Source organism: Variovorax brevis, assembly GCF_030317105.1.
Taxonomy (GTDB): Bacteria; Pseudomonadota; Gammaproteobacteria; order Burkholderiales; family Burkholderiaceae_C; genus Variovorax; species Variovorax brevis.
In genome coordinates, this window is the sequence record NZ_JASZYG010000006.1 from 406,469 (window position 1) to 430,759 (window position 24,291).

The window sequence follows — 24,291 nt, forward strand, 5'->3', positions numbered from 1 at the left end:
AGGGCAACGATGACGATGAATAAAAAGGGCGAAGGCAGCCGGCTGGTGTACTCCACCGACACCGGCCGGATCTGCCCTGACTGCGGCCAACCTGTCGCAGCCTGTAACTGCAAGCTTTTGAAGAAGGCAATGCCCGTGACGGACGGCATTGTGCGCGTGTCATTGGACACCAAAGGGCGCAAGGGCAAGGGCGTGACGGTCATCAAGGGCGTCGCGCTCGATGCCACGGCCCTCGCGCTGCTGGGCAAGCAGCTCAAGTCCGCCTGCGGCTCCGGCGGCACGACGAAGGACGGCGTGATCGAGATTCAGGGCGATCACCGGGATGCCGTGATGGCGGCGCTGCAGAAGCAGGGGATGACGGTCAAGCGCGCGGGTGGGTGAGCGTCCGCGCGAATTGGCGCCTCAAGTCCAACGCGTACGCCAGTGCGCGTATTCACTCGGCCGCAAGCGATAGCGGGCAATATTCCCCTCGTGCAGGCTCAAGGCCTCTGTTTCCGCCACCTCGATGAAGCGGGGTCGATCCAGCTCAGGCACCGAGTCTTGCGCACGCTGGTGGATATGAACGATGGCCTGCTGCTTGTCCATGCCGCCGCGCACCAGGGCAGATACTGTTTCGTATAACAGATCGCGATAGCGCAGTCGAAACGGATCGGGTTCACCCAACGATTGCCGCACCGCTGAGTAACGCGCGCATGAGCGACGGTAGGCCCAGGCAAATACATCACGCAGCAACTCAACGCGCTTCAACTCATAGACGCTGAGCGTGGCGCTGGTATAGAGCGATTGCGGAACATCCACGAATGAGAGCGGACACAGGTTGCTGCGAATGAACGGAATGTTGGCCGCAAGACGTGACACGCGCTTGTTGACGTCCTCGAAAGGTTGCAAGTACGGCAGATGCACCATGGCGAAGAAGGCCTGCTCGAAAGGATCGATGATTGCCGCGGCCGTATCGAGCACCTGTTGAAAACACTCCTCGATCCGCTGGGGCCCTTCGAGCGGCACAAACTCTGAATGGCTGATGCCGACCGCGATGCGGCGCAAGCGGCCGCTTGCCGTCGGGTCATCCAGCAGGTTGTCTGCCAGAAGTGCATGCAGGTTCAACACCGTATAGCGATTGAAGCCAATGTCGCTTGCCGATTCAACGAGGAACTCGATAGCCGCCTTGTGGTTCAGGATCATCTGCGCTTCAAGCGCATCCTTGCCCGCGGCAATTTGACCTTCAGAGACCAGGCGCTCGGTTTCGAGCAGTGAATAAGTATTTCCTTCAAGCCGGCTGGAGTTCCAGGACAGGTCGATCAACAGCCTGTTCAGCAACTGACGTGCATACGTGCCCGCCGGCTGGCCGACACTTGCGGCGGCTTGACCCACCGCTCGCAACTCGGCGCGCAGTGACGCGGACAAGTAGAAGGTGTTGTTCGGTCGGTATGCGTCGAGAAAGTCACGGTCGTAGCCCACGGGAGCGCGTTGCGTCTGCGGTCGCTCGACGGCGCCCTTGAGCTGCCCGGCCTCTGGCGACAGATCAATCGTGGAGCCGGTTTGTCCATCACCGGCTGCGAGGTCCGCGCTCGCCTCGACGATCCCGCCAAATACATAGCGGGTTGCCCTCCCCGAGCCTTCTTTGCGTAGCCGCCCCTCCGCTTCCAATTGCAGCAGCCACCGTTGAACCGTGCGACGAGTGGGCGGGTCTGCAAGCGCAGCCTGGATGTCGCGCAAGGCTGCGCCATTCGGGTGGGCACGGACGACCCTCAGTACATCGTTGAGATCGTGAGATGAACTGGAGGGCACTGCATCCTTTGAAATTGCGACATAAAACCGGGCTTTCGCGACATTTTATGTCGCGATTCCGGAATTGCGACATTGCATGCCAGCAGCAGAATGGCGCGTTTTTGCCTTTCAGGCGCCCCCGAACAGCTCCGGCATCTCACGCTTCGCCTTGGCCGTGAGCGTCAGCGCACGGCTGTCCAGATCCTGCCGCACCCAGCCGCGGCGCAGCGACAAGTCCAGCCACGCCGCCCCCAGCGCACCGCCCAGATGCGGCCGTCGCTCGCTCCAGTCGAGGCAGGCGCAGGCAAAGCGGCGACGCCGGCCGCGGGCGGCTTGCACGTCGAGTCCGAGCTTTTCCATCGCACGCGCACCCACGGGCGTCAGGTCGTACGAGCTGTCGTCGATGGCGCTGAGCCAGCCTTGCTTCTGGAAATGGTCGTGCAGTGCGACACCCGCGGCGCCGGCGATGTGGTCGTAGCAGGTGCGCGCCGCCCGCAGGCGGGTCGGCGTGCTGGGCCGGAAGGTGGCGCGCGCCGCGCCGGCCACCGCCAGCAAACCTTCGAGCGCTGCGGCCACGTCGCTGCCAGCAAGGCGGAAGTAACGATGCTTGCCCTGGGCGAGCGAATCGATCAGGCCCTGGTCGCGCAGGCGCGCCAGATGCGTGCTGGCGGTTGAGGGCGCGACTTCCGCGACTACGGCCAGTTCGGTGGCAGTGCGCGCATGGCCGTCCATCAGGCAACACAACATCCGGGCACGCGCCGGCTCCGCGATGGCACCGGCAATGCGGGCGAGGTCAGCATCCATGCTTCGATCGTAGACGAAGCGTGCAATCCATGCACGGGCAAACTGCGGACATGAACGACGCAAGCCTTCCACGCGATCCCATTGCCGCCGTGACCCATGCGGACCCCTATCCGTACTACGCCGGGCTGCGCGACGGGCCGCCACTCATCCACGACGCCGGGCTGGGCCTCTGGGTCGCAAGCCGCGCGGAGGTCGTCGCGGAGGCGCTGAACTCCCGTGCGCTGCGCGTTCGGCCAGTTTCAGAACCGGTGCCCAAGGCGATTGCCGGCACCACGGCTGGCAACCTCTTCGCGCAGTGGGTGCGGATGAACGATGGGCCATTGCACACCGTCCACAAGCCCGTGCTGCAGCAGGCGCTTGCGGGCATCGACCGCGAGACCGTCCGTGCCACGGCCAGGCGGGTCGCCGAGCACCTCGAACAGGATGCGCTCGATGACTGGTGCTTCGCCCTGCCCGTGTGCACCGTGGCCGCCCTGCTCGGATTCGACGACGACCAATTGCCGCACCTCGCCGCGTGGACGCGCGACTTCGTCGCCTGCCTGACGCCCCTGTCGACCCCGGCGCAATTGCGCGATGCGAGCCAGGCGGGCGACGCGTTGCTCGCGCGCTTTGACGCGATGCTTGAAGCACCACGTGCCGGCAGCCTGATGGCATCGGCGCGAGACGAAGCGCGACGCGCACCCTCCGCCGAGCGGCGCGTGCTGCTCGCCAACCTGGTCGGACTTCTGTCCCAGACCTGCGACGCCACCGCCGGATTGCTGGGCAACTGCATCGTCGCGCTGAAGCGGGAGCCCGGCCTGCTCGCCGCCTTCGCCGCCGGGCAGGTCGACACGAGCGAACTGGTGGCCGAAGTCGCGCGTCACGACCCTTCGACGCACAACACCCGGCGCTTTGTCGCGGAAGGCACGACCCTGGCCGGAACCCCGCTCGCACCGGGCGACGCTGTGCTGCTCATCCTCGCCGCTGCCAATCGCGATGAAGCGTTGAACCCGCTCGCCGAACGCTTCGAGCTCGCACGCGCGCAGCGCAAGATGCTCGGCTTCGGCCATGGCCCGCACGCCTGTCCGGGCCAAGCGCTGGCCTTCGACATCGCGGGCGCGGCGCTCGAATCGTTGCGCGACAGCGGAATGACCCGCGCCGACAAGCTCCCGCCGCATCGGGGCTATCGCCCGTCGATCAACGTGCGCATTCCGTTTTTCGGCGACTGACGCTTCCTTCGATGCGGCCGCCGGCGGGCGCTGCCGTCCGTATGTCGATTCCTGATCGCTCGCATATAGTTGCTGGCGTTTGGCACTTGCCGGGACTTTGTGTTCCGCGCGCGTGCTCATGCGTCGGCCGCGATCAACAAGAATCGAATGCAAAGCCCGCTCCTTCAAGCCACGTCCCTGCGCAAGCGCTATGGCGACCAGGTCGTTGTCGATGACCTCTCTTTCGAGATCGCACCCGGCGAATGCCTGGGCGTGATCGGCCCGAACGGCGCGGGCAAGACCACCACCATCCGCATGTGCCTGGGCCTCACCACGCCCGATGCCGGCACCATCCAGGCGCTGGGGCATTCGATGCCGCGCGACGCGCGGGCCATCAAGGCGCAGCTGGGCGTGGTGACGCAGTTCGACACCCTCGATCCCGACTTCAGCTGCGCCGAGAACCTGACGGTGTACGGCCGCTACTTCGGCATCGGCAAGAAGGAAATGCTGACGCGCGTGCCGCGGCTGCTGGAGTTCGCGGCGCTGTCGCACAAGGCCAATGCGCGGCCGGCCGAGCTGTCGGGCGGCATGCGACGGCGGCTCTCGCTCGCGCGCGCGCTGGTCAACGATCCGAAGCTGCTGCTGCTCGACGAGCCAACCACCGGGCTGGATCCTCAGGCGCGCCACCTCATGTGGGAGCGATTGCAGGTGCTGTTGCAGCAGGGCAAGTCGATCCTGTTGACCACGCACTTCATGGACGAAGCAGAGCGGCTGTGCGCGCGCCTGATCGTGATGGACCACGGCAAGAAGATTGCCGAAGGCCGGCCTCGCGAACTGATCGGCCAGCATCTGGAGCCGGATGTCGTGGAGGTCTATGGCAACGGCGCACTGTCGTTGGCGCAATCACCGCTCAAGGAATTCGCGGCGCGCGTGGAGGTGAGCGGCGAGACGGTTTTCTTCTACACGCAGGACGCGCGCCGCTTGCTCGATGGGCTGGCGGCGCACAGTGGCTTGCGCACATTCCATCGGCCTGCGAACCTCGAGGACCTGTTCCTCAAGTTGACCGGCCGACAGATCCGTGAGGATGGCTAGAAATGTGGCTCGCCCCCAGGCTGCGCGCACTTCGTGTCGCTTCGCCAACCCCCTACCGGGGGCAATACCAGCGGCCCGGCAAAGCCGGTTCCGCGGTATTCCTGAAAGGAGAACATGATGCCGTCGGGCGTTGAACTGAATTTGGCTGCGCCGTCCCCTTGGCGCCCACCGGAACTCACGGCCCGCTGGTGGCCGGTGTTTTTGCGCAACCTGCTCGTGTGGCGCAAACTCGCCATCCCCAGCCTGATCGGCAACATCGCAGAGCCGCTGATCTGGCTCGTGGCTTTCGGCTACGGCATGGGCGCGCTGGTGGGCCAGTTGAACGTCGATGGCACCAACGTGCCCTACATCCTCTTCCTCGCGAGCGGCTCGATCTGCATGAGCGCGATGAACGCTGCTTCATTCGAGGCGCTGTATTCCGCCTTCTCGCGCATGCACGTGCAAAAGACCTGGGACGGCATCATGAACGCGCCGGTGGGTCTGGACGACATCGTGCTCGCGGAAATGCTGTGGGCCGGCTTCAAGGCGATCTTCACGACGACGGCGATCCTCTTCGTGATGCTGGCGCTGAACATCAGCCACAGCCCCAAGCTCATCGTCGCGTGGTTCGTGCTGGTGGGCGTGGGGGTGGCGTTCTCATGCATCGCGCTCATCTTCAATGCGCTGGCCAAGGGCTACGACTTCTTCACCTACTACTTCACGCTGTTCATGACGCCGATGATGTTCTTGTCGGGCGTGTTCTTTCCACTGGAGCAGTTGCCGCCGGTGGTGCGCGCGGTGTCCAACTGGCTGCCGCTGACCAATGCCGTGCAACTGGTGCGCCCGCTCTTCATGGACCAGTGGCCGCCCAATGCGCTGCGCCACACGTTGGTGCTCGTGGTGTATACCGTCGTCGCGTTCTGGATCGCCCTGGCGCTGACGCGCAAGCGCTTTCGCATCTGACAATCCGGGCTCACAACAAACCTGACACTGCCGCATGCTGCAAAACCTGACCCCCTTCCTCCTTCACTGGGCCATCACGGCCTTTTCGCTCTGGCTCGCCAGCGTGGTGTTCAAAGGCATCAAGTTCGACACGAAGTCGGCGCTGATCGTCTCGGCCCTGCTGCTGGGCTTCGCCAATGCCGTGGTGAAGCCGTTGCTGATCGTGCTCACCCTGCCGCTGACGCTGGTGACCTTCGGCCTCTTCCTCTTCGTCATCAACGCGCTGATGGTGCTGCTGGTGTCGGCCATCGTGCGGGGGTTCAAGGTGTCGGGCTTCTGGACGGCCTTGTTCGCCAGCGTCTTCATCTCGATCCTCAGCATCATCATCGGCGGCTTCTTCGTCGGCGGCACGCCGGAAACGACCATCCGGATGCCCAGCAGCGGCACCTGGCTTTGAAAGGACTCACATGACCACCAACCTCCAACTGCGTTCCATCATCACCCAGGGCGGCGAACTCGAGCTGTCGCTCACAAACATTCCCATGCCCACGCCCGGCCCCGACGAGGTGCTGATCCGCGTCGAGGCGTCGCCGCTCAACCCGTCCGACCTGGGCTTGCTCTTCGGCGCAGCGGACATGAGCACGGCGAAGGCGTCCGGCGCGGCAGAGCGCCCGGTGGTCACGGCCGGCGTTCCCGAAGCGGCGATGCGCGCCATGGCCGGGCGGCTGGACCAGTCCATGCCCGTGGGCAACGAAGGTGCCGGCGTGGTGGTCGCGGCCGGCTCATCGCCCGCCGCGCAGGCCCTGCTCGGCAAGACGGTCGCGGCCATCGGCGGTGCGATGTACACGCAGTACCGCGCGGTGCATGTGGCGCAGTGCCTGGCCTTGCCCGAAGGCGCGACGGCGACGGATGGCGCTTCGTGCTTCGTCAATCCGCTCACGGCCTTGGGCATGGTCGAGACGATGCGCCGCGAAGGGCACAAGGCCCTGGTGCACACGGCAGCAGCGTCCAACCTCGGCCAGATGCTCAACCGCATCTGCATGAAGGACGGCATCCAGCTGGTGAACATCGTGCGCAAGCCGGAGCAGGCCGAGTTGCTCAAGGGCATCGGCGCGAAATACGTGATCGACTCCAGCACGCCGACCTTCCTGCAGGACCTGACGGATGCTCTGGCCGAAACCGGCGCCACCATCGCCTTCGACGCGACGGGCGGTGGCAAGCTCGGCGGCCAGATCCTCGGCTGCATGGAAGCGGCCATCAACCGCACGGTCAAGGAATACAGCCGCTATGGCTCCAACGTCCACAAGCAGGTGTACCTGTATGGCGGCCTGGACACGCGACCCACCGAGTTCGTGCGCAACTTCGGCATGACCTGGGGCATGGGCGGCTGGCTGCTGTTCCCGTTCATGCAGAAGATCGGGCCGGCCGCCGTGGAAACGCTCAAGCAGCGCGTGGCGTCGGAGCTGAAGACGACCTTTGCCAGCCACTACTCGAAGGAGATCTCGCTGGCCGAGGTGCTCGACCTGGACACTATCGCCGTCTACAACCAGCGCGCCACGGGAACCAAGTACCTGATCAACCCCAACAAGGGGCTTTGAAGGCTACTTCTTGCGCGCCGCAGGCTTGGCGCCCTTCTTCTCATCGGGCGTCAGGAAACCGATGGACCGCTTGGCGGGCGGCTCGGGCTGCGCCGCCAGCGCGCGCAAGGCATCGAAGAAGTGCCTCAACTGGATGCGCGTCTGCTCGCTGAAGGTCTCGTGTTGCACTGCGATGAGTTCCGTCTTCGCTTCCAGTGCATCGAGACGCTTGGCCAGTTCGCGATGGCTCGACGCCAACTCGCGCAGTTGCACGAAGGCCCGCACCACGTAGACACTCACCTCCACCGCCCGCGGGCTGTTCAGCACGGTGGCAGCCATGATGGCGCCGTGCTCCGTGAAGGCCATCGGCAAGCTTCGTCGGCCGCCCCAGCTTGAGGTCGCAGATTGCGACTTCAAGTGCGTGGCCTCTTCAGCCGTCAGCTCGAACAGGAAGTCTTGCGGAAAGCGCTCGCGGTTGCGCTTGACCTGTTCGTTCAGCCGGCGCGTTTCCACGCCGTAGAGCGCAGCAAGATCGCTGTCGAGCATCACCTTCTGGCCGCGCAGCACGACGATGCGCTGCGTGATGGCTTCAAGTGCCACGGAAGGCGAAGAAGGCTCGCTCATGGTGGTTGAACACTATAGCGCGCGGCGCAGTTCCGTTGCGCACAGCGCCACCGCCGTGTTGGCCTCGTCCAGCGCCTTGCCCATGAGGACGAAGCCGTGAATCATCCGCTCGAAGTTGACCAGCGTCGAACGGCTGCCCGACTCCGTCAGCCGATGCGCGTACTGCAGGCCTTCGTCGCGCAGCGGATCGAACCCGGCCGTGAGCACCAGCGAAGGCGGCAGGCGCGTCAGGTCCTTGTGCAGCAGGGGCGAGGCGCGCCAGTCCATGTCCAGCGCCGCATCGGTGATGTAGTGGTCGTGGAAGTAGGTGATGCTGTCGCGCGTCAGCACATAGCCTTCGCCGTTGGTGGTGTGCGACGCGGCGCAGCGGCGCATGTCGGTGGCCGGATAGATGAGCAGTTGGAACTTCAGCGGCAGGTCGCCCGCGTCGCGGGCGGCAATGGCCACGACCGCGGCAAGATTGCCACCCGCGCTGTCGCCACCCACGGCCAGGCGCGATGCATCGAGCCCGAGCCGCGCCGCCTCGCGATGCACCCAGCGTGTCGCGGCGATGGCGTCATCCACCGCCGCGGGAAAGCGATGCTCCGGCGCCATGCGGTAGTCGACCGACACCACGGCGCATCCCGCCTGGATGGCCAGTTGCCGGCAGAGCGTGTCGTGCGTGTCGAGATCGCCGATGACCCAGCCGCCCCCGTGAAAATACACGAGCACCGGCAGCGCCTTGTCTTCGGTCGTTGCCGCGTAGAGCCGCAAGGGAATCGGCCCCAGCGGCCCCTCGGCCTGCAACTCCTCGACGCGCGCGATCGGCGGCGGCTCGGGCTGCGTGAAGCTGCGCCGCTCACGGTAGAGACGGCGGGCATCGTCGGGCGTCAGGGTGTGCGTCGGCGGCACGCCACGCTCCACCATCAAATCGATCAACGCGCGGGCCTGGGGGTGCAGCATGTAATCTCCTTTTGACTTGGACATCTGCGCTAGCTTACTTGACACCGTTAGTGATGCGCCGATGATGCCAGCGAACATGCCCCACAGCCTTTCCCTCCTCCAATCCTTGCTCCTGTGCCTGCACGCACTCGCGGCCGCCCTGTGGGTGGGCGGCATGGCGACCATGCATTTCGCGGTGCGCCCGGCCGCCGTGCAAACGATGGAGCCGCCTGCGCGCCTGCGCTTCATGCACGCGACGCTCGCACGCTTTTTCTCATGGGTGTCCGCCGCCATCGCGCTGCTGCTCGCCACCGGCTTTGCCATGATCGCGATGGCAGGCGGCTTTGCCGCGGCGCGATGGAACGTGCACGCCATGATGAGCATCGGCATCGTGATGATGGTCTTCTTCGCGCGCATCCGGCTGGGCCACTACCGGCACCTGTCGGATGCCGTCACAGCCACCGACTGGCCGGCCGCCGGCGCTGCGCTCGGCAGCATCCGGCAACTGGTCTTCGTCAACTTGTGGCTGGGCGTGGCGGTGTTCGTCGTGGCCCTGGTGGGCCGCTCGATGTGAGTCCGGACGCCACGCATCGCACCATCGACGGTGTCTGGCCCATCGAGTCGGCCAGAATCATTGCCACCGTTGCGCGCATGGTGCGCGACATCGGGGTGGCCGAGGAACTGGCGCAGGACGCATTGGTCGCCGCCTTGCAGCAATGGCCGCGCGACGGCATTCCCGACAACCCCGCCGCATGGCTCACCGCCACCGCCAAGCATCGCGCGCTCGACTGGCTGCGCCGCAGCAGGCTCATCGCCGAAAAGCACGAGGAGATCGCCCACGAGATCGAGGCCATCGGCGAGCCCCTGGCGCCCGACCCGAGCGAGGTGCAGGACGACGACATCGGCGACGACCTGCTGCGGCTCATCTTCACCGCCTGCCACCCCTTGCTCTCGCGCGAGGCCCGCGTGGCACTCACGCTGCGCGTTGTGGGCGGGCTGACGACCGACGAGATCGCGCGCGCATTCCTCGTGGCCGAACCCACGATTGCGCAACGCATCGTGCGCGCCAAGCGAACGCTGACGGACGCCAAGGTGCCCTTCGAGATTCCCCGCGCCGACGAACTCGCGCCGCGCCTGGCGTCCGTGCTCGAAGTGATCTACCTGGTCTTCAACGAAGGCTATGCCGCAACGGCCGGCGACGACTGGATGCGGCCCACGCTTTGCGCCGAGGCGCTGCGGCTCGGGCGCATCCTGGCCGAACTGACGCCCGGCGAATCGGAGGTGCATGGGCTGGTCGCGCTGATGGAGATCCAAGCCTCGCGTTCGGCTGCGCGCGTCGACAGGACGGGCACGCCCATCCTGTTGCTGGCACAGGACCGATCGCGCTGGGACCAGCTACTCATTCGCCGCGGGCTCGCCGCCTTGCAGCGGGCCGAGGCGCTGGGCGGCGCGCTGGACAACTACGCGCTGCAAGCCGCCATCGCCGCCTGCCACGCGCGGGCGCGGGAAGCGAAGGACACCGACTGGTCGCGCATCGCCACGCTGTATGGCGAACTGGCACAGGTGGTGCCCTCGCCTGTCGTGGAACTCAATCGCGCCGTGGCCATTGCCATGGCCTTTGGCGCCGCGCCTGCGCTGCAACTTGTCGACGGCCTGATGACCGACCCCGCGATGCGCGACTACCACCTGCTGCCGACCGTGCGCGGCGACCTGCTGGAAAAGCTCGGCCGCAAGGAAGAAGCCCACCACGAATTCGAACGCGCCGCCACGCTGACGCGGAACACGCGCGAGCGTGAGTTGCTGCTGGCGCGCGCGGCTGCCTGCTAGTCAGCGTGGCGCGTGCGACGCCCTCATTTCGGCGATTGCACAGCGGTGGCCCGGCGATCGAAGTGGTCCAGGACCGATGCCAAAGCCGTCTGGCGGATCGCATCGGACTCAATGAAAACCGCGTGCTGGGCGTTGGGAATGACGAAGCCCGTGCAAACGGCAGGCGCCTTCCGGTTCGCATTGCTGCAAAACTCGGTCTGCGCTTGAGGATTGACGATCTTGTCTTCGCCGCCCTGAATCAGCAGCACTGGAATGCGGATCCTCGCGGCGTCATCTCCCCGCACGCGCAAGGATGCAGCGCATGCTTGATTCAGCCACCGCACGGTGGCGCTGGCCACCTTGGCGCTGGGGCTGCCGCAGTACGCCCCACCGTCGCACGCGGCCTTGCGCGCCGCCCAGTTGCGCGCATAGCGCTCCTTGCTGCTCGTGATTCCGTTGCCTTCGAACCTGTCGTTGCGCAGCAATTCATCGAAGTCCTTGCCACCGGGCACGTAACGCGTGGACAGCCACGGGATGGTAAAGGGCGGCTCCCAAGCGGGGTCATCGCAATACTTTTGTACCGCCGCTTCCAGGTGGTCAGGGTTTTCTCCTCCGGCAGCCCAAGGCTGCATCATCGGAGTGACCAGCGCAGCCGCGGCAAAGGCGTGACTGGCGTCGTTTTCCAGATACCGGGCCGCGATGGCGCCGCCCATGGAATGGGCCAGGAGATACAGCGGCCTCTTGTCAGTACCACGGCTGGCCCTGACGAGTTCGACAAAGCGGTCCAGGTCCAGGACGTAGTTGTCGAAGTCATCCACATATCCCTTGTCGTCGTCGAGCAAGCGGCTTGAGAACCCCTGCCCGCGATGGTCGTGAACGTAGACCGAATAGCCGTTCCTCACAAGATCGTGGATCAGCTCCTGGTACATCGACACGCCTTCGGTGCGCCCGCTGGAGATCACGATCCCACCTTTGCTCTCCCGTCGGTTCACATACATGCGGTAGTGGATCCTGATGGGCTTGGAGCCAAACCAGCGATTCACGGACACTCCGTCGAACGAACCGATCTTGAGCGTCGCCAGCTTTTCAGTCTGTTTCTGGACGGCCTGCCAGTCTTTGCCATTCAGATCACCCGAGGCAGAGAACTTGTAGGACGTCGCCGGAAGCGACTTCGCCTCCAGCCTGCCAAACACTTCAGTCTGCTCGGCCCAAACCGCCGGCGCCGCCAGCGGGAACGCGAACAGGGCGAACAAGGCGCGACGGAGCAACGCGCGTCGCAAAGAGTGCGAAGCAACCGGCCTCACGGCAGGTCCGGGGCTGAAGATGACCGGCATGATGACTCCCCTCGGCTTGATCGAAGGGTTCATATTGGCCTTCTGGACGCGGCACCGCATCCGCCATCGTGATGACGACAGGCCGTTGACTGCGGCCGTGACCCGCAACGAACCTGCAGCCTCCCACCGCGCAAAGCCGCCGCTGCGACCTGCAGACGATTTCGAAAGCCGCCAGCTACTTCGGAAACAGGAAAGTCACCACAAAGCGAAAGCCCAGGTCATGCGGCCCCGAGTCCGGGCTATCCGCCCAGTAGCGCAGTCCGCCCGTGAAGCTCACCGGCTGCGTGCCGAACTTCACCAGCTTGCCGACCATGAGGTTGATCGGCACGGACCACTCCTTGTTCTTCCAGTCGTAGGTCGACTCGGTGTTGAGCGTGTAGGTCCACGCGTCCTTGGTGGTGAACGAGAGAAATGGCTGGAGAAAGGTGTTGCTGATGTCCGGCCGCTGCGAATCGCCACCGCCGGCCCAGATGTGATTGACCAGCGCGCCGTAGGTCCAGCCGCTTTCCTGCTTCAGGAACACCGCCGTCGGGCCGATGCCCCACTTGCGCGCGCTCAGTTGCGAATCGGTGCCGGTGGGCAGGTAGAACACCGGGCCCACGCCCCAGATCCAGCCACTCGCAGTGGGCGCCTTCGGCGAGAAGAACAGGCTCTGCGTGATGTCGCCCAGACCCGACTGGCTGCTGCCCGGAATGACGTCGTGCTGGTCGACGATCGGCAAGATGGTGCGGCTGATCACGTTCCATTGCGGGTTGATTTCGAACGGAATCACCGGCTGGACGTTGAGCACCGACTTGTAACCCGTGTCGTTGGTGCCGTAGTGGTGGTCGTAGTTGTATTGCAGCGGCACGCTGATGAGCGCGGCGACCGGGTTGGAGAGCTTCTTGGCCAGCTCCTCCGAATCGTCGGCCGCCCGGGCTGCCGGGCCCACCAGGGTTGCAGAAGCGGCCAGGCAGGCCATGAACGAGGCGGGCGTGGGCTTGAAGTTCATCGATTCATCTTACAGACAGCACCTCGTTTTGTGAGCCCAAAAGACAGGAAATTCCTGAACGGTTAGATTGCAGACATGGAGCAACTGTTGGCACTGGCTACCCAGCACGGCGTACTCGTCGTGTTCATTGCCACGCTCGCCAAACGGCTGGGCGCTCCGCTGCCGGGCTCGGCGATCATGGTGGTGGCCGGCGGGCTGGTGGCCAGCGGTGCGCTCTCGCTGCCGGCCATCGTGGCGGCGGCGGTCGTCGGCAATGTGCTGGGAGACGCGGCCTGGTTTTACCTGGGCCGGCACTTCGGCTACCGCGTCATGCGGCTGCTGTGCAAGGTGTCGCTGTCGCCGGACTCCTGCGTGCGGCGCAGCGAAACCCTCATCACCGACTGGGGCGGCGTTTCGCTGATCGCGGCCAAGTTCGTGCCGGGCGTGTCGGTGGTGGCGCCTCCCATGGCCGGGGCGCTGCACATGCCGCTGCTGCGCTTTGCAGCCTTCGACGGCCTGGCCGCGCTGATCTGGACGGGCGTGTACCTTGGCCTGGGCTGGGCCTTCAGCGGCCAGATCCAGGCGGTGCTCGAAGCCCTGGCCGACGCCGGCGTCGTGGGCGGCGCGATCCTGGCCGTGCTGATCGCCATCGGCCTGGCGGTGCGCTACTGGCAACGGCGGTCCGCGTTGCGCGACCTCGCCATTCCGCGGATTGGCATCGACGAATTGCGCACGCTGCTGGAGGGTGAACCGATGCCCGTGGTCATCGACGTGCGCTCGGAAGCCTCCGCCGCCATCAAGCCGCATCGCATTCCCGGTGCCATCACGATCCACCCCAAGGGCATCGAGCAGCACGTGGGCGACCTGCCGCACGACCGGGACATCGTGCTGTATTGCGACTGCCCGAACGAGGTGACCGCTGCCAAGGCCGCGACGATCTTGACGCGGCATGGCTTTCATCGGGCACGGCCGCTCGCGGGCGGGCTGGAAGCATGGCTGGCGTCGCAGGCGCCGGGCGAGAGCGTGCAGCCCGTGGTGGCGGGCATCTCCTCTTCTTAGGGAGACTCTGATCAAGTCCTCCGCGGACCGCTCATCCTCCGCCGGGCGGTCTGCGGCGTTGCAAATCCTCGCCATAGCTTGGGCTATGGCTGTGGTTTGCGCCTTGCATCCCATCCCGAGCCGAGGCGCGCGGCCTCGCGGGAACTTGATCAGAGTCTCCTTAGCCAGTTATCGCAAGCGCCCGACCGGGGCGGCGCATAGAGTCTGCCAAGGCCTCCTGCCTGCAGACCCATGCCCGTCATCGAATCCCGCCTTCAAACTTCCAGCGACCTGTTTCAATCGCAGCGCGCCAGCATGCTGGCACTGCTGGGCGAAGTGCGCGCGCACGAGGCGCGCGCCGTCGCCGCGTCGCAAGCCTCGGCCGCGCGCTTTGCCAAGCGCGGGCAGCTCCTGCCACGCGAGCGCATCGCCCTGCTGCTGGATGCGGGCACGCCTTTCATTCCGATCTCGACACTGGCCGGGCTCGGGCGCGACAACCCGGACCTGAGCAAGAGCGTGCCGGGCGGCGGCATCATCGCCGGCATCGGCTTTGTGTCGGGCATCCGCTGCGTGGTGAGCGCGTCCGACTCCGGCATCGATGCGGGTGCGCTGCAGCCCACGGGGCTGGACAAGCAATTGCGCGTGCAGGAAATCGCCCTCGAGAACAAGCTGCCCTACGTGCAGTTGGTGGAGAGCGCCGGTGCCAACCTCATGGCCTACCGCGTCGAGGACTTCGTGCGCGGCGGCAACATCTTTCGCAACCTCGCGCGCCTGTCGGCGGCGGGCCTGCCGGTGGTCACGGTGACGCACGGTTCCTCCACCGCGGGCGGCGCCTACCAGACGGGCCTGTCGGACTACATCGTGATGGTGCGCGACCGTTCGCGCGCCTTTCTCGCCGGGCCGCCCCTGCTCAAAGCCGCCACCGGCGAGATCGCCACCGAAGAGGAACTGGGCGGCGCCGTCATGCACACGCACGTGTCGGGCTTGGGCGACTACCTGGCCGAGGACGACCGCGATGCGATCCGCATGGCGCGCGACATCCTGGCCAGCATCGACTGGGAGCGCGGCGAAGCAGCACGCCCCTTCGCGCCGCCACGCCATTCCGCGGAAGACCTGCTCGGCATCATGCCGACTGATGCCAAACGGCCGGTCGACATGCGCGAGGTGATCGCGCGCATCGCCGACGGCTCCGAATTCCTGCCTTTCAGCGAGAACTACGGCAGCGCGACCGTGTGCGGCCACATGCGCCTGCACGGGCACGCCGTGGGCGTCATCACCAACAACGGGCCGATCGACTCGGACGGCGCGGTGAAGGCCACGCATTTCATCCAGGCCTGCTGCCAGTCGCGCACGCCCCTCTTGTACCTGCAGAACATCACCGGCTACATGGTGGGCGTGTCGCATGAAGAGGCCGGCATCATCAAGCACGGCTCCAAGATGATCCAGGCCGTGACCAGCGCGACGGTGCCGCAGATCACGCTGTACTGCGGGGCCTCGTATGGCGCGGGCAACTACGGCATGTGCGGGCGCGGTTTCGGGCCGCGCTTTTGCCTGTCCTGGCCCAACGCGCGCACCGCCGTCATGGGCGGCGAACAGGCCGCTCGCACCATGGCCATCGTGATGGAAGCGGCCATGGCACGCAAGGGTGCGGTGGACCAGGCGAAGCTCGACGCGATGCAACAGCAGATCATCGAACGCTTCGAGCAGCAGATGAGCGTGTTCACCACCAGCGCGCTGCTGCTGGACGACGGCGTGATCGACCCGCGCGACACGCGCGCCGTGCTGGCCGAGTTGTTTGCCGTGTGCCGCAGCGCCGAGCGGCGCGAGCCGCAGGCCATGCAGTTTTCGGTGGCACGGCCATGAGCGCACCACGCACACCGTTCCGCAACGTGCTCGTCGCCAATCGCGGCGAGATCGCGATGCGCGTGATGCGCAGCGCGCGGCAGATGGGACTTCGCACCGTGGCCGTCCATTCCACCGCCGATGCACGTTCGCCGCATGTGCAGCGGGCGGATGAATCCGTGTGCATTGGCGAGGCGCTGCCGGCGCAAAGCTACCTGCGCATCGACGCCATCGTCGAGGCGGCACGACAGAGCGGCGCGGACGCCATCCACCCCGGCTACGGCTTCCTGGCCGAGAACGCCGACTTTGCGCAGGCCTGCCGCGACGCGGGCATCGTCTTCATCGGCCCGTCGCCCGAGGCGATTCGCGCGATGGGCGACAAGGCGGGCGCCAAGCGCCTGATGGCGGCGGCCGGCGTGCCGTGCATCGCAGGCTATCAAGGCGAAGACCAAGGCGCAGCCACGCTGGCGCGTGAAGCGGCGCGCATCGGCTGGCCGGTGATGATCAAGGCGACTGCCGGCGGCGGAGGACGCGGGATGCGGCTGGTGCCCGCCGCGGCGCAGTTCGAAGAGAGCTTGCGCAGCGCGCAATCGGAAGCGCTGCATGCCTTTGGCGACGCCACCGTCATCCTGGAACGCGCCATCGTCGCACCGCGCCACATCGAGATCCAGGTGATGGCCGACCGCCATGGCCATGCGATTCACCTGGGCGAGCGCGACTGCTCGGTGCAACGCCGCCACCAGAAGGTGATCGAGGAAGCGCCCTCGCCAGCCGTGTCGCCCGAATTGCGCGAGCGCATGGGCGCGGTGGCCGTGGCCGCCGTGCGGGCCATCCGCTACGAAGGCGCGGGCACGCTGGAATTCCTGCTCGATGGCGACGGCCAGTTCTGGTTCATGGAAATGAACACGCGGCTGCAGGTGGAGCATCCTGTGACGGAGGCGGTGACGGGGCTCGATCTGGTGGCCATGCAACTTCGCATCGCGGCCGGCGAGGCGCTGTCGTTGAAGCAGGAAGACGTGCGTTTCAAGGGACACGCCATCGAGGTGCGCCTTTGCGCGGAAGACCCGTCGCATGACTTCATGCCGCACAGCGGAACGCTCTCGCTGTGGCAGCCCTCGGCGGCGCTGCGCGTGGAGCACGCGCTGGTGTCCGGCGCCGAAGTGCCACCCTTCTACGACTCGATGATCGCCAAGGTCGTGGCGCACGGCGACACACGCGCTTCCGCGCGGCAGCAGCTCCTGGCAGGCCTGGAAGACACCGTGGCGCTCGGCGTGTCGACCAACCAGCACTTCCTGCAGCGTTGCCTGGCGCACCCGGTATTCGCCGCGGGCGACGCGACCACGGCGTTTATCGGCGCGCATGGCGATGAACTGCTGGCGCGCGACGCAGCCGCCGAATCGCTCGCGGCGCAGTTGGGTGCCGTGCTCCTGCAAGCGGGAACGCGCGTGCTGCCTTCGCCCCTTGCGCATGGCCTGACGGCGCCTTTGCGCTTCACGCTCGATGGCGCCGCCCACGAAGCCCGCGTGACCTTGCAGGGCGCGGGCGTGTATCGCGTCGAAATGCAGGGCGCGCCCGTCGCAGGGATCGGGCTTGACGACATGGGCCACAACGGCGTTCACTTCAGCTGCAACGGCGTGCAGCGGCGTGCGATCGTCATTCGCGACGACGACCGCCTGCTGATGCACCTGGCCGGGCGCCCCTTCGAATTGCGCGACCTGTCCCTCGCGCCGCGCGAGCGCGAGGGCGCCACGGGCGGCGACGGCTTGTTGCGTGCGTCCATGAACGGCCGCGTCATCGCCCTGCTCGCGGCGGAAGGCGATGTCGTGGCGGCAGGACAGCCCATCGTCACGCTCGAAGCGATGAAGATGGAACATCTGCACTGCGCGCCGCACGCGGGCCGCGTCCATGCGCTGCGTGTGTCGGTGGGGGAACAGGTCGCAGCGCGGCAGGTGGTGGCAGAAGTGGCCGCCATCCATTCATGATGAAAGGGAGCTTGTGATGCACGACGACAACACGCGCTATCGATCCGTCTTCGCACCCGGCCTGTTCGAAGGCCAGGTCGCCATCGTCACCGGGGGCGGCTCGGGCATCGGCCGCTGCAGCGCGCACGAACTGGCCGCGCTCGGCGCGCATGTCGTGCTGGTCGGGCGCAATCGCGAAAAGCTCGTTGCGGTACGCGACGAAATCGTGCGCGACGACGGCAGCGCGAGCTTCGAGGTCTGCGACATCCGCCAGGAAGACGCGGTGCGCGCCACCGTCGCCTCGGTGCTGGACGCGCACGGGCGCATCGACGCGCTGGTCAACAACGCGGGCGGGCAATACATCGCGCCGCTCGCCTCCATCTCGGCCAAGGGCTGGGCGGCGGTGATCGACACCAACCTCACGGGCGGTTTCCTGATGGCGCGCGAGTGCTACGTGCAGGGCATGCAGGCCCAGGGCGGCGCCATCGTCAACATCGTGGCCGACATGTGGGGCTCGATGCCCAACATGGGCCACAGCGGCGCGGCGCGCACGGGCATGGTGAGCTTCACCGAAACCGCGGCGCTCGAATGGGCGGCCAGCGGCGTGCGCGTCAACGCGGTGGCGCCGGGCTACATCGCCTCCAGCGGCATGGACCACTACCCGCCCGAAGCGGCCGACATGCTGCGCGCCATGCCGCGCACCGTGCCGGCCGGCCGCTTTGGCACCGAGGCCGAGACCTCCGCGGCCATCGCCTTCCTGCTGAGCCCGGCGGCCGCTTTCATCAGCGGCGCGGTGCTGCGTGTGGACGGCGCGCGACCGCAGGTGCGCATGGGCTGGCCGATGTCGATGCCCAAGCCCGATGTGCGCGAACGCGCGGCGGTGCGGCCCTTCAATGGATTCCATCGGGCGCAGACGCCGCGCATCTTCGACGAGCGCAAGGACTGAAAGAAGAGAGAGAAGGACGAGAGACACCATGCACTACACCCACGAGCACCTGGAAATCCAGAAGACGCTGCGCCGCTTCATCGACGACGAGATCAACCCCCACGTCGACGAATGGGAAGAAGCGCAGATGTTCCCCGCGCACGAGGTCTTCAGGAAGCTGGGCAACCTGGGCCTGCTGGGCCTGAACAAGCCCGAAGCCTATGGCGGCGCCGGCCTGGACTATTCCTATGCGATGGCACTGGCCGAGGCGCTCGGCCATGTGCGATGCGGCGGCGTGCCCATGGCCATCGGCGTGCAGACGGACATGTGCACGCCCGCATTGGCGCGCTTTGGCAGCGACGAACTGCGCCGCGAGTTCCTCGTGCCCGCCATTGCCGGCGACACGGTGGGCTGCATCGGCGTGAGCGAACCCGGCGCAGGCAGCGACGTGGCCGGCCTCAAGAGCGTGGCGCGCAAGGACGGCGACGACTACCTCATCAGCGGCCAGAAGATGTGGATCACCAACAGCCTGCAGGCCGACTGGATGTGCATGCTGGTCAACACCGGCGAGGGGCCGGTGCACCGCAACAAGTCGCTGGTCATCGTGCCGATGGATTCGCCCGGCATCGAAGTGGCGAAGAAGATCCGCAAGATCGGCATGCATTCGAGCGACACCGGCCTCATCTACTTCGACAACGTGCGTGTGCCCCAGCGCTATCGCATCGGCGAGGAAGGCCAGGGCTTCGTCTACCAGATGCAGCAGTTCCAGGAAGAGCGCCTGTGGTGCGCGGCCAGTTCGCTGGAGCCGATGGAGCAATGCATTGCCGACACCATCGAATGGGCGCAGCAGCGCAAGTTGTTCGGTGGCACGCTGGCGGACCAGCAATGGGTGCAGTTCAAGCTGGCCGAACTCAAGACCGAGGTCGAGGCCTTGCGCGCCCTCACCTACCGTGCGTGCGACCTGCATGTGCAGGGGCAGGACGTGACCGAGCTGGCATCGATGGCCAAGCTCAAGTGCGGCCGGCTCACGCGCGAGGTGGCGGACACGTGCCTGCAGTTCTGGGGCGGCATGGGCTTCACGTGGGAGAACCGCGTGTCGCGGCTCTATCGTGACGGCCGGCTGGGCTCCATCGGTGGCGGCGCGGACGAGGTGATGCTCGGCATCCTCGCCAAGACGATGGGTATCGCCAAGCGCCCGCCACGGGAATGACGCGTTGATGGACGACGAACTGCGCGCCGAGCGCGAGACGCTGGCCGACGCGGTCGCACGCTTTGCGCGCACCGAACTGGCGCCCCACATCACCGCGTGGGACGACGCCGGCATGTTTCCGCGCGAGCTTTACCACCGCGCCGCCGAACTCGGCTTGCTGGGCATCGGCTACCCCGAATCGCTGGGCGGCACGCCGGCCTCCCATGCGCTGAAGCTGCCCATGTGGGTGGCGCTGGCGCGGCACGGCACCAGCGGCGGCGTGTTCGCCAGCCTGTTCTCGCACAACATCGGCCTGCCGCCCGTGGTGGCGCACGGCAGCGATGCGCTGTGTGCCGAGGTCGTGCCGCCCGTGCTGCGCGGCGAGAAGATCGCGGCGCTCGCCATCACCGAGCCGGGCGGCGGCTCCGACGTCGCGGCGCTGCGCACCACGGCCCGGCGCGAGGGCGACAGCTACGTCGTCAACGGCGAGAAGACCTTCATCACCTCGGGCATGCGCGCCGACTGGCTGACGGTGGCCGTGCGCACGGGCGAGTCGCGCGGCGCGGCGGGCATCTCGATGCTGCTGGTGCCGGGCGATCTGCCGGGCATCACGCGCACGCCGCTCGCAAAAATGGGCTGGCAATGTTCCGACACGGCGCAGCTTCACTTCGACGCGGTGCGCGTGCCCGCGCGCTTCCTCATCGGCGAGGAAGGCGCGGGCTTCCGCATGATCATGGGCAACTTCAACGGGGAGCGCCTTGCCATGTCGGCGGGCGCCCTGGGTTTCGCGCAGGCGTGCTTGGACGAAGCCTTGTCCTGGGCCCGCCAGCGCCGAACCTTCGGCGCCGCGCTCATCGAGCATCAGGCGGTGCGCCACAAGCTGGTCGACATGCAGATGCGCATCGCCTCGACCGAGGCATGGCTCGAAGCCGTCGCCGCGCAGGGCGACGCATCGGAGGCGCGCGGCATCGTCAACGCATCGGACTGGGTGGCGCAGGTCTGCCTGCTCAAGAACCACGCGACGCAGACCATGCAGTTCTGCGCCGACACGGCCGTGCAGGTCCTTGGCGGCATGGGCTTCATGCGCGGCACCATCAGCGAGCGCATCTACCGCGAGGTGAAGGTGATGATGATCGGCGGCGGTGCCGAGGAGATCATGAAGGAGCTGGCGGCGCGGCAGATGGGGTGGTAGACGCCCCGCCGTTCGTTCGCAGCGCTTTTCGGGGAGATCTTTCAGAAGCAGTGATTGCGTCCGCTTCCTCCCCAAAATTGAGGAGGCGGCTTGGCGGTATCCATTTGTATCGTCGGCCCATGCAACCTGCCGTCGAAATCACCAAGCGCGGGGAAACCAGCTTCGACGCCCAGGTGGGCATCGGCAGCGGCGCGCCACATTACGAGCGCGAAGGCCTGCCGTCGCTGGCCGCCTGCCTGCGCGACGCCGCCGAGGCGCTGGGCGATGAGTTCCCCGTCGTCACCGTGGTCTACCAGCGCATCAAGGTGGGCAGCTTTCCGGTGGCTGCCATTTCGCACCGCGCCTGCGAGGTGGCGGAGGAACTGCTGAGCCGCACGGCGGGGCATCCTGCCTGAGCGTGGTCGGGGGCGACCCGCACCCTACCACCCAAAAACCTCGAGGCCGAAGCGGGTCGCGTCCGCCGGAACCGGACCGCCTTCCGCGAAGGCCTTCCCCAAAAGGTACACCTGCGGCTCGAGCACGAGGCCGCGATGCAACAGGCCGCGTCGCTGGGGGTTCGCAAACAAGGTCGCATTGCGCAAGTCGCGTGGCCACGCAGGCAACAGCTTGCGTGCCCGCTCGGGCGACACCTGGTGCACCGGCAAGTCGCCACGGCGCTTGGCGAAGGACTGCAGGTACGACTGCCAGTCGCCATAGGCTTCGGACGACTTGAGCTTGCCATCAGCCTCGTCAATCACGACGAGCACGAACGCACGATGCGCGCGCAAGTCTGCTTCGGGGCTGGCACCTGCCGCCACGCTTGATACCGGGCTTGAAACCAGGCTTGAAGCAGGCATGGCGCCCGCGCCAGCCGAAGCGTGCGCACATGGCAGCAAGGCCGCGACAAGGCCGGCCAGCAGCAGCGCCCGCAGCCCCAGCAGGAACGCAGTGGCCTTCCTCATGCGCGTCGCAAGGGGTGATGGCGGTCGTACGAGCGCTGGGCGAAGTAGAACGAGTTCAGGTACTCGTCGCTGGTGTGCAGCACACGCTTGTCGAAGTGCGGCGGGTCCTTGGGGCTGAAGTCGCCGCCCCAGCGCAACCCGATGTCCTTGGCCGCCTTCACAAGATCCTGGGCAGCCTGGGTCGCCGTGCCGGCGTTGAACATCGGCGAGGTGTTGACGGTGCTGCCATCGACGATGTTCACGTCGAGCGCGTGCCCGATCAGGTGCTGCGAGCTGGAAGCCGGCGGCACCACTGCGCCCGATACCGGCAGGCCCTGCACCCGGAACGCCTGATTCACGCGGAGCGTCACCTTGTTGTCCTTCGCCTTGGTGTTCATCGATTCCAGCCAGGGCACGAAGTCCTGGTGCACCAGTATCTCGTCGGCACCCGCCGAAGGATAGTCGAGCACCTCGAAGGTGGACGATCGCACGATGTTCGATAGCTTTCCCACGCTGTAGGCCACCAGTGGACTGGCGAGCTCGAAGCCGCCGTCACGCCAGCTCACGACTTCGGCAAGCGTCGTCAGGCGAACGAAACCGTCCAGCAGAACGCCACTGGGGGCGGTGTAGGCCTCGATGCTGCCATGCAATGAGTCTCCGGTGCCGGAGATCCGCAGGCGGTGGGCAATGCGCCTTAGATACCACTGGAAGCGCTTGACGGCCTCCTGGGTCTTCTTGCCGAAGTCGCCGTCGGGGGTCGCGCTCATCGCGCCGATTTGAACGAGCGCCTCCTGCAACTCGCGCACAGGCTTGCCACCCGGCGACGCACGATCCTTGCCGCCCCACCTTGATCGCGCGTCGTTGTCCCCGCGCTGCAGGATGATGCCGGGCTGGGCCAGCAGGCTTTCCAGCGTCAGCGTGGCTGTCGGCGGAGTGGTCGACATAGCGGTTGCTCCCGTAGATCGTGTTCTGGAACAGGCTACCACCTGCACTCGTGACGTACATGAGCAATATTGGGGAGGTCGACAAGACCCTCTTGACGGCAAGAGCGGCTGGCGCGATCCCTTCGGCGTCAACGCGTCCCATGGGATACACCGCAAATGGAAGGCCCCACGTGGGCCGCCCTATTCGTTGCGTTCCATCATCTCCGTGTAAGCCCCCTCGCTGGCCGCGCTGTTCAGCCACGCCCGCTTGAGCAACGCATCCTGGCATGGCCCTCCATTGGCAGGCTCCCCCTTCCACGCCTTCATCGCCGGATCCTGCAGCGCGCGGCCGTAGGAAAAGCTCAGGTGCCACGGCTGCGGGCCGAGCCGGTTGAGCGCATCCAGGTTCGCCGTCGCCTCCTCCGGCGACTGGCCACCAGACAGGAAATTGATGCTCGGCACCGCCGCAGGCACCATGCGCCGCAGCACGCGAATCGTCTCCGTGGCTACTTCAGCCGGCGTCACACGCTGCGCGCTCTCCTTGCCCGGCAGCACCATGCCGGGCTTGAGCAGGATGTGCTCGAGCACCACCCGATGCCGATGCAGCGCAAGAAAAACCTCCAGCAGAACCGCCTGCGTGACCTCGGCGCAGCGCGCCATCGTGTGGTCGCCGTCGATGAGCACTTCGGGCTCGACGATGGGCACCACGCCGTGCTCCTGGCAAACCGCCGCATAACGCGCCAGTGCCTCCGCGCTCGCCTCGATCGCCGCCCGACCCGGCAGCACGTCGGAGATGTTGTACACCGCACGCCACTTGGCAAAGCGCGCGCCGCTTTGCTTGTACTTCTGGAGCCGCTGGGCAAGCCCGTCCAGCCCCACGGTGATCTCGTCGCCCGGCGACAGGGCCAGAGGAATCTTGCCGGCGTCGACCTTGATGCCAGGCACGATGCCGTTGCGCGCCGCCAGTTGCGGCAGGGCTTCGCCGTCATCGGCGGATTGCGCCAGCGTTTCTTCGTAGAGGATCACGCCGCTCACGTACTGCCCGAGCCCCGGCGTGGACAGCAGCAGGCTGCGATACGCACGCCGGCTTTCCCCGGTTGATTCCACGCCGATGGCCTTGAAGCGCTTGGCGATGGTCGGGCCGCTTTCGTCGGCGGCGAGGATGCCCTTGCCTTTTTGTACCAGTGCCTCGATGGTCGCTTGCAGCTCGCTTGCAGTTGTCGTCATGTCGGTCTCCAGCAACGCCCCAGTCTGATGCGGCGGCGCGCCCCTGCGTTGCAAGCCCCTTTTGCAGGTGA

24 protein-coding genes are annotated in these 24,291 nt (G+C 66.4%); 15 read left to right on the forward strand and 9 right to left on the reverse strand.

The genetic code is table 11. From position 1 onward, the window contains the following. Positions 1–15 precede the first annotated feature (15 nt). Entirely contained in the window at positions 16–381 is a 366-nt protein-coding gene (locus QTI66_RS21400; RefSeq protein ID WP_286561994.1) for a translation initiation factor Sui1, read from the forward strand. Between the two features lie 21 nt (positions 382–402). Here the strand turns inward: QTI66_RS21400 and QTI66_RS21405 are convergent, their stop codons facing one another. Continuing rightward, complete coding sequence (locus QTI66_RS21405; protein WP_286561886.1) at positions 403–1,716, reverse strand: Fic family protein; 1,314 nt, start codon at positions 1,714–1,716, stop codon at positions 403–405. Between the two features lie 180 nt (positions 1,717–1,896). Beyond that, positions 1,897–2,571, reverse strand: coding sequence for an ArsR/SmtB family transcription factor (locus QTI66_RS21410; protein ID WP_286561888.1), 675 nt, complete (start codon positions 2,569–2,571; stop codon positions 1,897–1,899). 50 nt (positions 2,572–2,621) lie between these two features. Here QTI66_RS21410 and QTI66_RS21415 point away from each other — a divergent pair, with 50 nt between their 5' ends. From QTI66_RS21415 to QTI66_RS21435, 5 genes are all read left to right on the forward strand, one after another. After that, complete coding sequence (locus tag QTI66_RS21415) at positions 2,622–3,779, forward strand: cytochrome P450 (RefSeq protein ID WP_286561889.1); 1,158 nt, start codon at positions 2,622–2,624, stop codon at positions 3,777–3,779. A gap of 147 nt (positions 3,780–3,926) precedes the next feature. Continuing rightward, positions 3,927–4,850, forward strand: coding sequence for an ATP-binding cassette domain-containing protein (locus tag QTI66_RS21420; protein ID WP_286561891.1), 924 nt, complete (start codon positions 3,927–3,929; stop codon positions 4,848–4,850). 114 nt (positions 4,851–4,964) lie between these two features. Further along, the gene (locus QTI66_RS21425) at positions 4,965–5,792 is read left to right on the forward strand and encodes an ABC transporter permease (protein WP_286561892.1); all 828 of its coding nucleotides are present in this window, start codon (positions 4,965–4,967) and stop codon (positions 5,790–5,792) included. A 34-nt stretch (positions 5,793–5,826) separates the two neighbouring features. Further along, positions 5,827–6,228: a phage holin family protein gene (locus tag QTI66_RS21430; protein WP_286561893.1), complete on the forward strand. Its 402-nt coding sequence runs from the start codon at positions 5,827–5,829 to the stop codon at positions 6,226–6,228. A 10-nt stretch (positions 6,229–6,238) separates the two neighbouring features. Next, on the forward strand, positions 6,239–7,369 hold the full coding sequence (locus QTI66_RS21435; RefSeq protein WP_286561894.1) for a zinc-binding dehydrogenase: 1,131 nt from the start codon (positions 6,239–6,241) through the stop codon (positions 7,367–7,369). A gap of 3 nt (positions 7,370–7,372) precedes the next feature. On the opposite strand, the gene QTI66_RS21440 is transcribed toward QTI66_RS21435, so the two are convergent. Further along, positions 7,373–7,972, reverse strand: coding sequence for an ORF6N domain-containing protein (locus QTI66_RS21440; RefSeq protein ID WP_286561895.1), 600 nt, complete (start codon positions 7,970–7,972; stop codon positions 7,373–7,375). 12 nt (positions 7,973–7,984) lie between these two features. Continuing rightward, complete coding sequence (gene lipP1 / locus QTI66_RS21445; protein WP_286561896.1) at positions 7,985–8,914, reverse strand: LipP1 family hormone-sensitive lipase; 930 nt, start codon at positions 8,912–8,914, stop codon at positions 7,985–7,987. Positions 8,915–8,990: 76 nt separating this feature from the next. On the opposite strand from lipP1, the gene QTI66_RS21450 reads away from it, so the two are divergent. Together QTI66_RS21450 and QTI66_RS21455 are read left to right on the forward strand one after the other, a co-directional pair. Continuing rightward, positions 8,991–9,467, forward strand: a complete 477-nt coding sequence (locus tag QTI66_RS21450) for a CopD family protein (protein WP_286561897.1) — start codon at positions 8,991–8,993, stop codon at positions 9,465–9,467. Further along, on the forward strand, positions 9,464–10,720 hold the full coding sequence (locus QTI66_RS21455) for an RNA polymerase sigma factor (protein ID WP_286561898.1): 1,257 nt from the start codon (positions 9,464–9,466) through the stop codon (positions 10,718–10,720). Before QTI66_RS21450 ends, QTI66_RS21455 begins: the two co-directional genes overlap by 4 nt. A gap of 23 nt (positions 10,721–10,743) precedes the next feature. Here the strand turns inward: QTI66_RS21455 and QTI66_RS21460 are convergent, their stop codons facing one another. Next, positions 10,744–12,066 carry an alpha/beta fold hydrolase gene (locus tag QTI66_RS21460; RefSeq protein ID WP_286561899.1) on the reverse strand — a complete coding sequence of 441 codons (1,323 nt, stop codon included), beginning with the start codon at positions 12,064–12,066 and terminating at the stop codon, positions 10,744–10,746. A gap of 142 nt (positions 12,067–12,208) precedes the next feature. After that, positions 12,209–13,024: a transporter gene (locus tag QTI66_RS21465; RefSeq protein WP_286561900.1), complete on the reverse strand. Its 816-nt coding sequence runs from the start codon at positions 13,022–13,024 to the stop codon at positions 12,209–12,211. Between the two features lie 75 nt (positions 13,025–13,099). Between QTI66_RS21465 and QTI66_RS21470 the strand changes: the two genes are divergently transcribed. The 7 genes from QTI66_RS21470 (at position 13,100) to QTI66_RS21500 (ending at position 21,545) form a co-directional block, all read left to right on the forward strand. Then, positions 13,100–14,062: a DedA family protein/thiosulfate sulfurtransferase GlpE gene (locus QTI66_RS21470; RefSeq protein ID WP_286561902.1), complete on the forward strand. Its 963-nt coding sequence runs from the start codon at positions 13,100–13,102 to the stop codon at positions 14,060–14,062. A gap of 231 nt (positions 14,063–14,293) precedes the next feature. Beyond that, complete coding sequence (locus tag QTI66_RS21475) at positions 14,294–15,904, forward strand: acyl-CoA carboxylase subunit beta (RefSeq protein WP_286561903.1); 1,611 nt, start codon at positions 14,294–14,296, stop codon at positions 15,902–15,904. Then, the gene (locus tag QTI66_RS21480) at positions 15,901–17,865 is read left to right on the forward strand and encodes an acetyl-CoA carboxylase biotin carboxylase subunit (protein ID WP_286561904.1); all 1,965 of its coding nucleotides are present in this window, start codon (positions 15,901–15,903) and stop codon (positions 17,863–17,865) included. Before QTI66_RS21475 ends, QTI66_RS21480 begins: the two co-directional genes overlap by 4 nt. Before the next feature lie 16 nt (positions 17,866–17,881). Beyond that, entirely contained in the window at positions 17,882–18,790 is a 909-nt protein-coding gene (locus tag QTI66_RS21485; protein WP_286561906.1) for an SDR family oxidoreductase, read from the forward strand. A gap of 28 nt (positions 18,791–18,818) precedes the next feature. After that, a complete protein-coding gene (locus QTI66_RS21490; RefSeq protein WP_286561907.1) occupies positions 18,819–19,979 on the forward strand; it encodes an acyl-CoA dehydrogenase family protein in 1,161 nt (386 codons plus the stop codon). A gap of 7 nt (positions 19,980–19,986) precedes the next feature. After that, positions 19,987–21,150 (forward strand): acyl-CoA dehydrogenase family protein, encoded by a 1,164-nt coding sequence (locus QTI66_RS21495; protein ID WP_286561909.1) that lies wholly within the window; start codon positions 19,987–19,989, stop codon positions 21,148–21,150. A gap of 119 nt (positions 21,151–21,269) precedes the next feature. Continuing rightward, complete coding sequence (locus QTI66_RS21500; RefSeq protein WP_286561910.1) at positions 21,270–21,545, forward strand: hypothetical protein; 276 nt, start codon at positions 21,270–21,272, stop codon at positions 21,543–21,545. A 24-nt stretch (positions 21,546–21,569) separates the two neighbouring features. Here QTI66_RS21500 and QTI66_RS21505 read toward each other — a convergent pair whose 3' ends face one another. From QTI66_RS21505 to QTI66_RS21515, 3 genes are all read right to left on the reverse strand, one after another. Continuing rightward, positions 21,570–22,091 carry a hypothetical protein gene (locus tag QTI66_RS21505; protein ID WP_286561911.1) on the reverse strand — a complete coding sequence of 174 codons (522 nt, stop codon included), beginning with the start codon at positions 22,089–22,091 and terminating at the stop codon, positions 21,570–21,572. Next, positions 22,088–23,014, reverse strand: a complete 927-nt coding sequence (locus tag QTI66_RS21510) for a M15 family metallopeptidase (protein WP_286561912.1) — start codon at positions 23,012–23,014, stop codon at positions 22,088–22,090. The genes QTI66_RS21505 and QTI66_RS21510 overlap by 4 nt, the downstream gene beginning before the upstream one ends. 180 nt (positions 23,015–23,194) lie before the next feature. Beyond that, positions 23,195–24,220, reverse strand: coding sequence for a class I fructose-bisphosphate aldolase (locus QTI66_RS21515; RefSeq protein ID WP_286561913.1), 1,026 nt, complete (start codon positions 24,218–24,220; stop codon positions 23,195–23,197). Positions 24,221–24,291 lie beyond the last annotated feature (71 nt).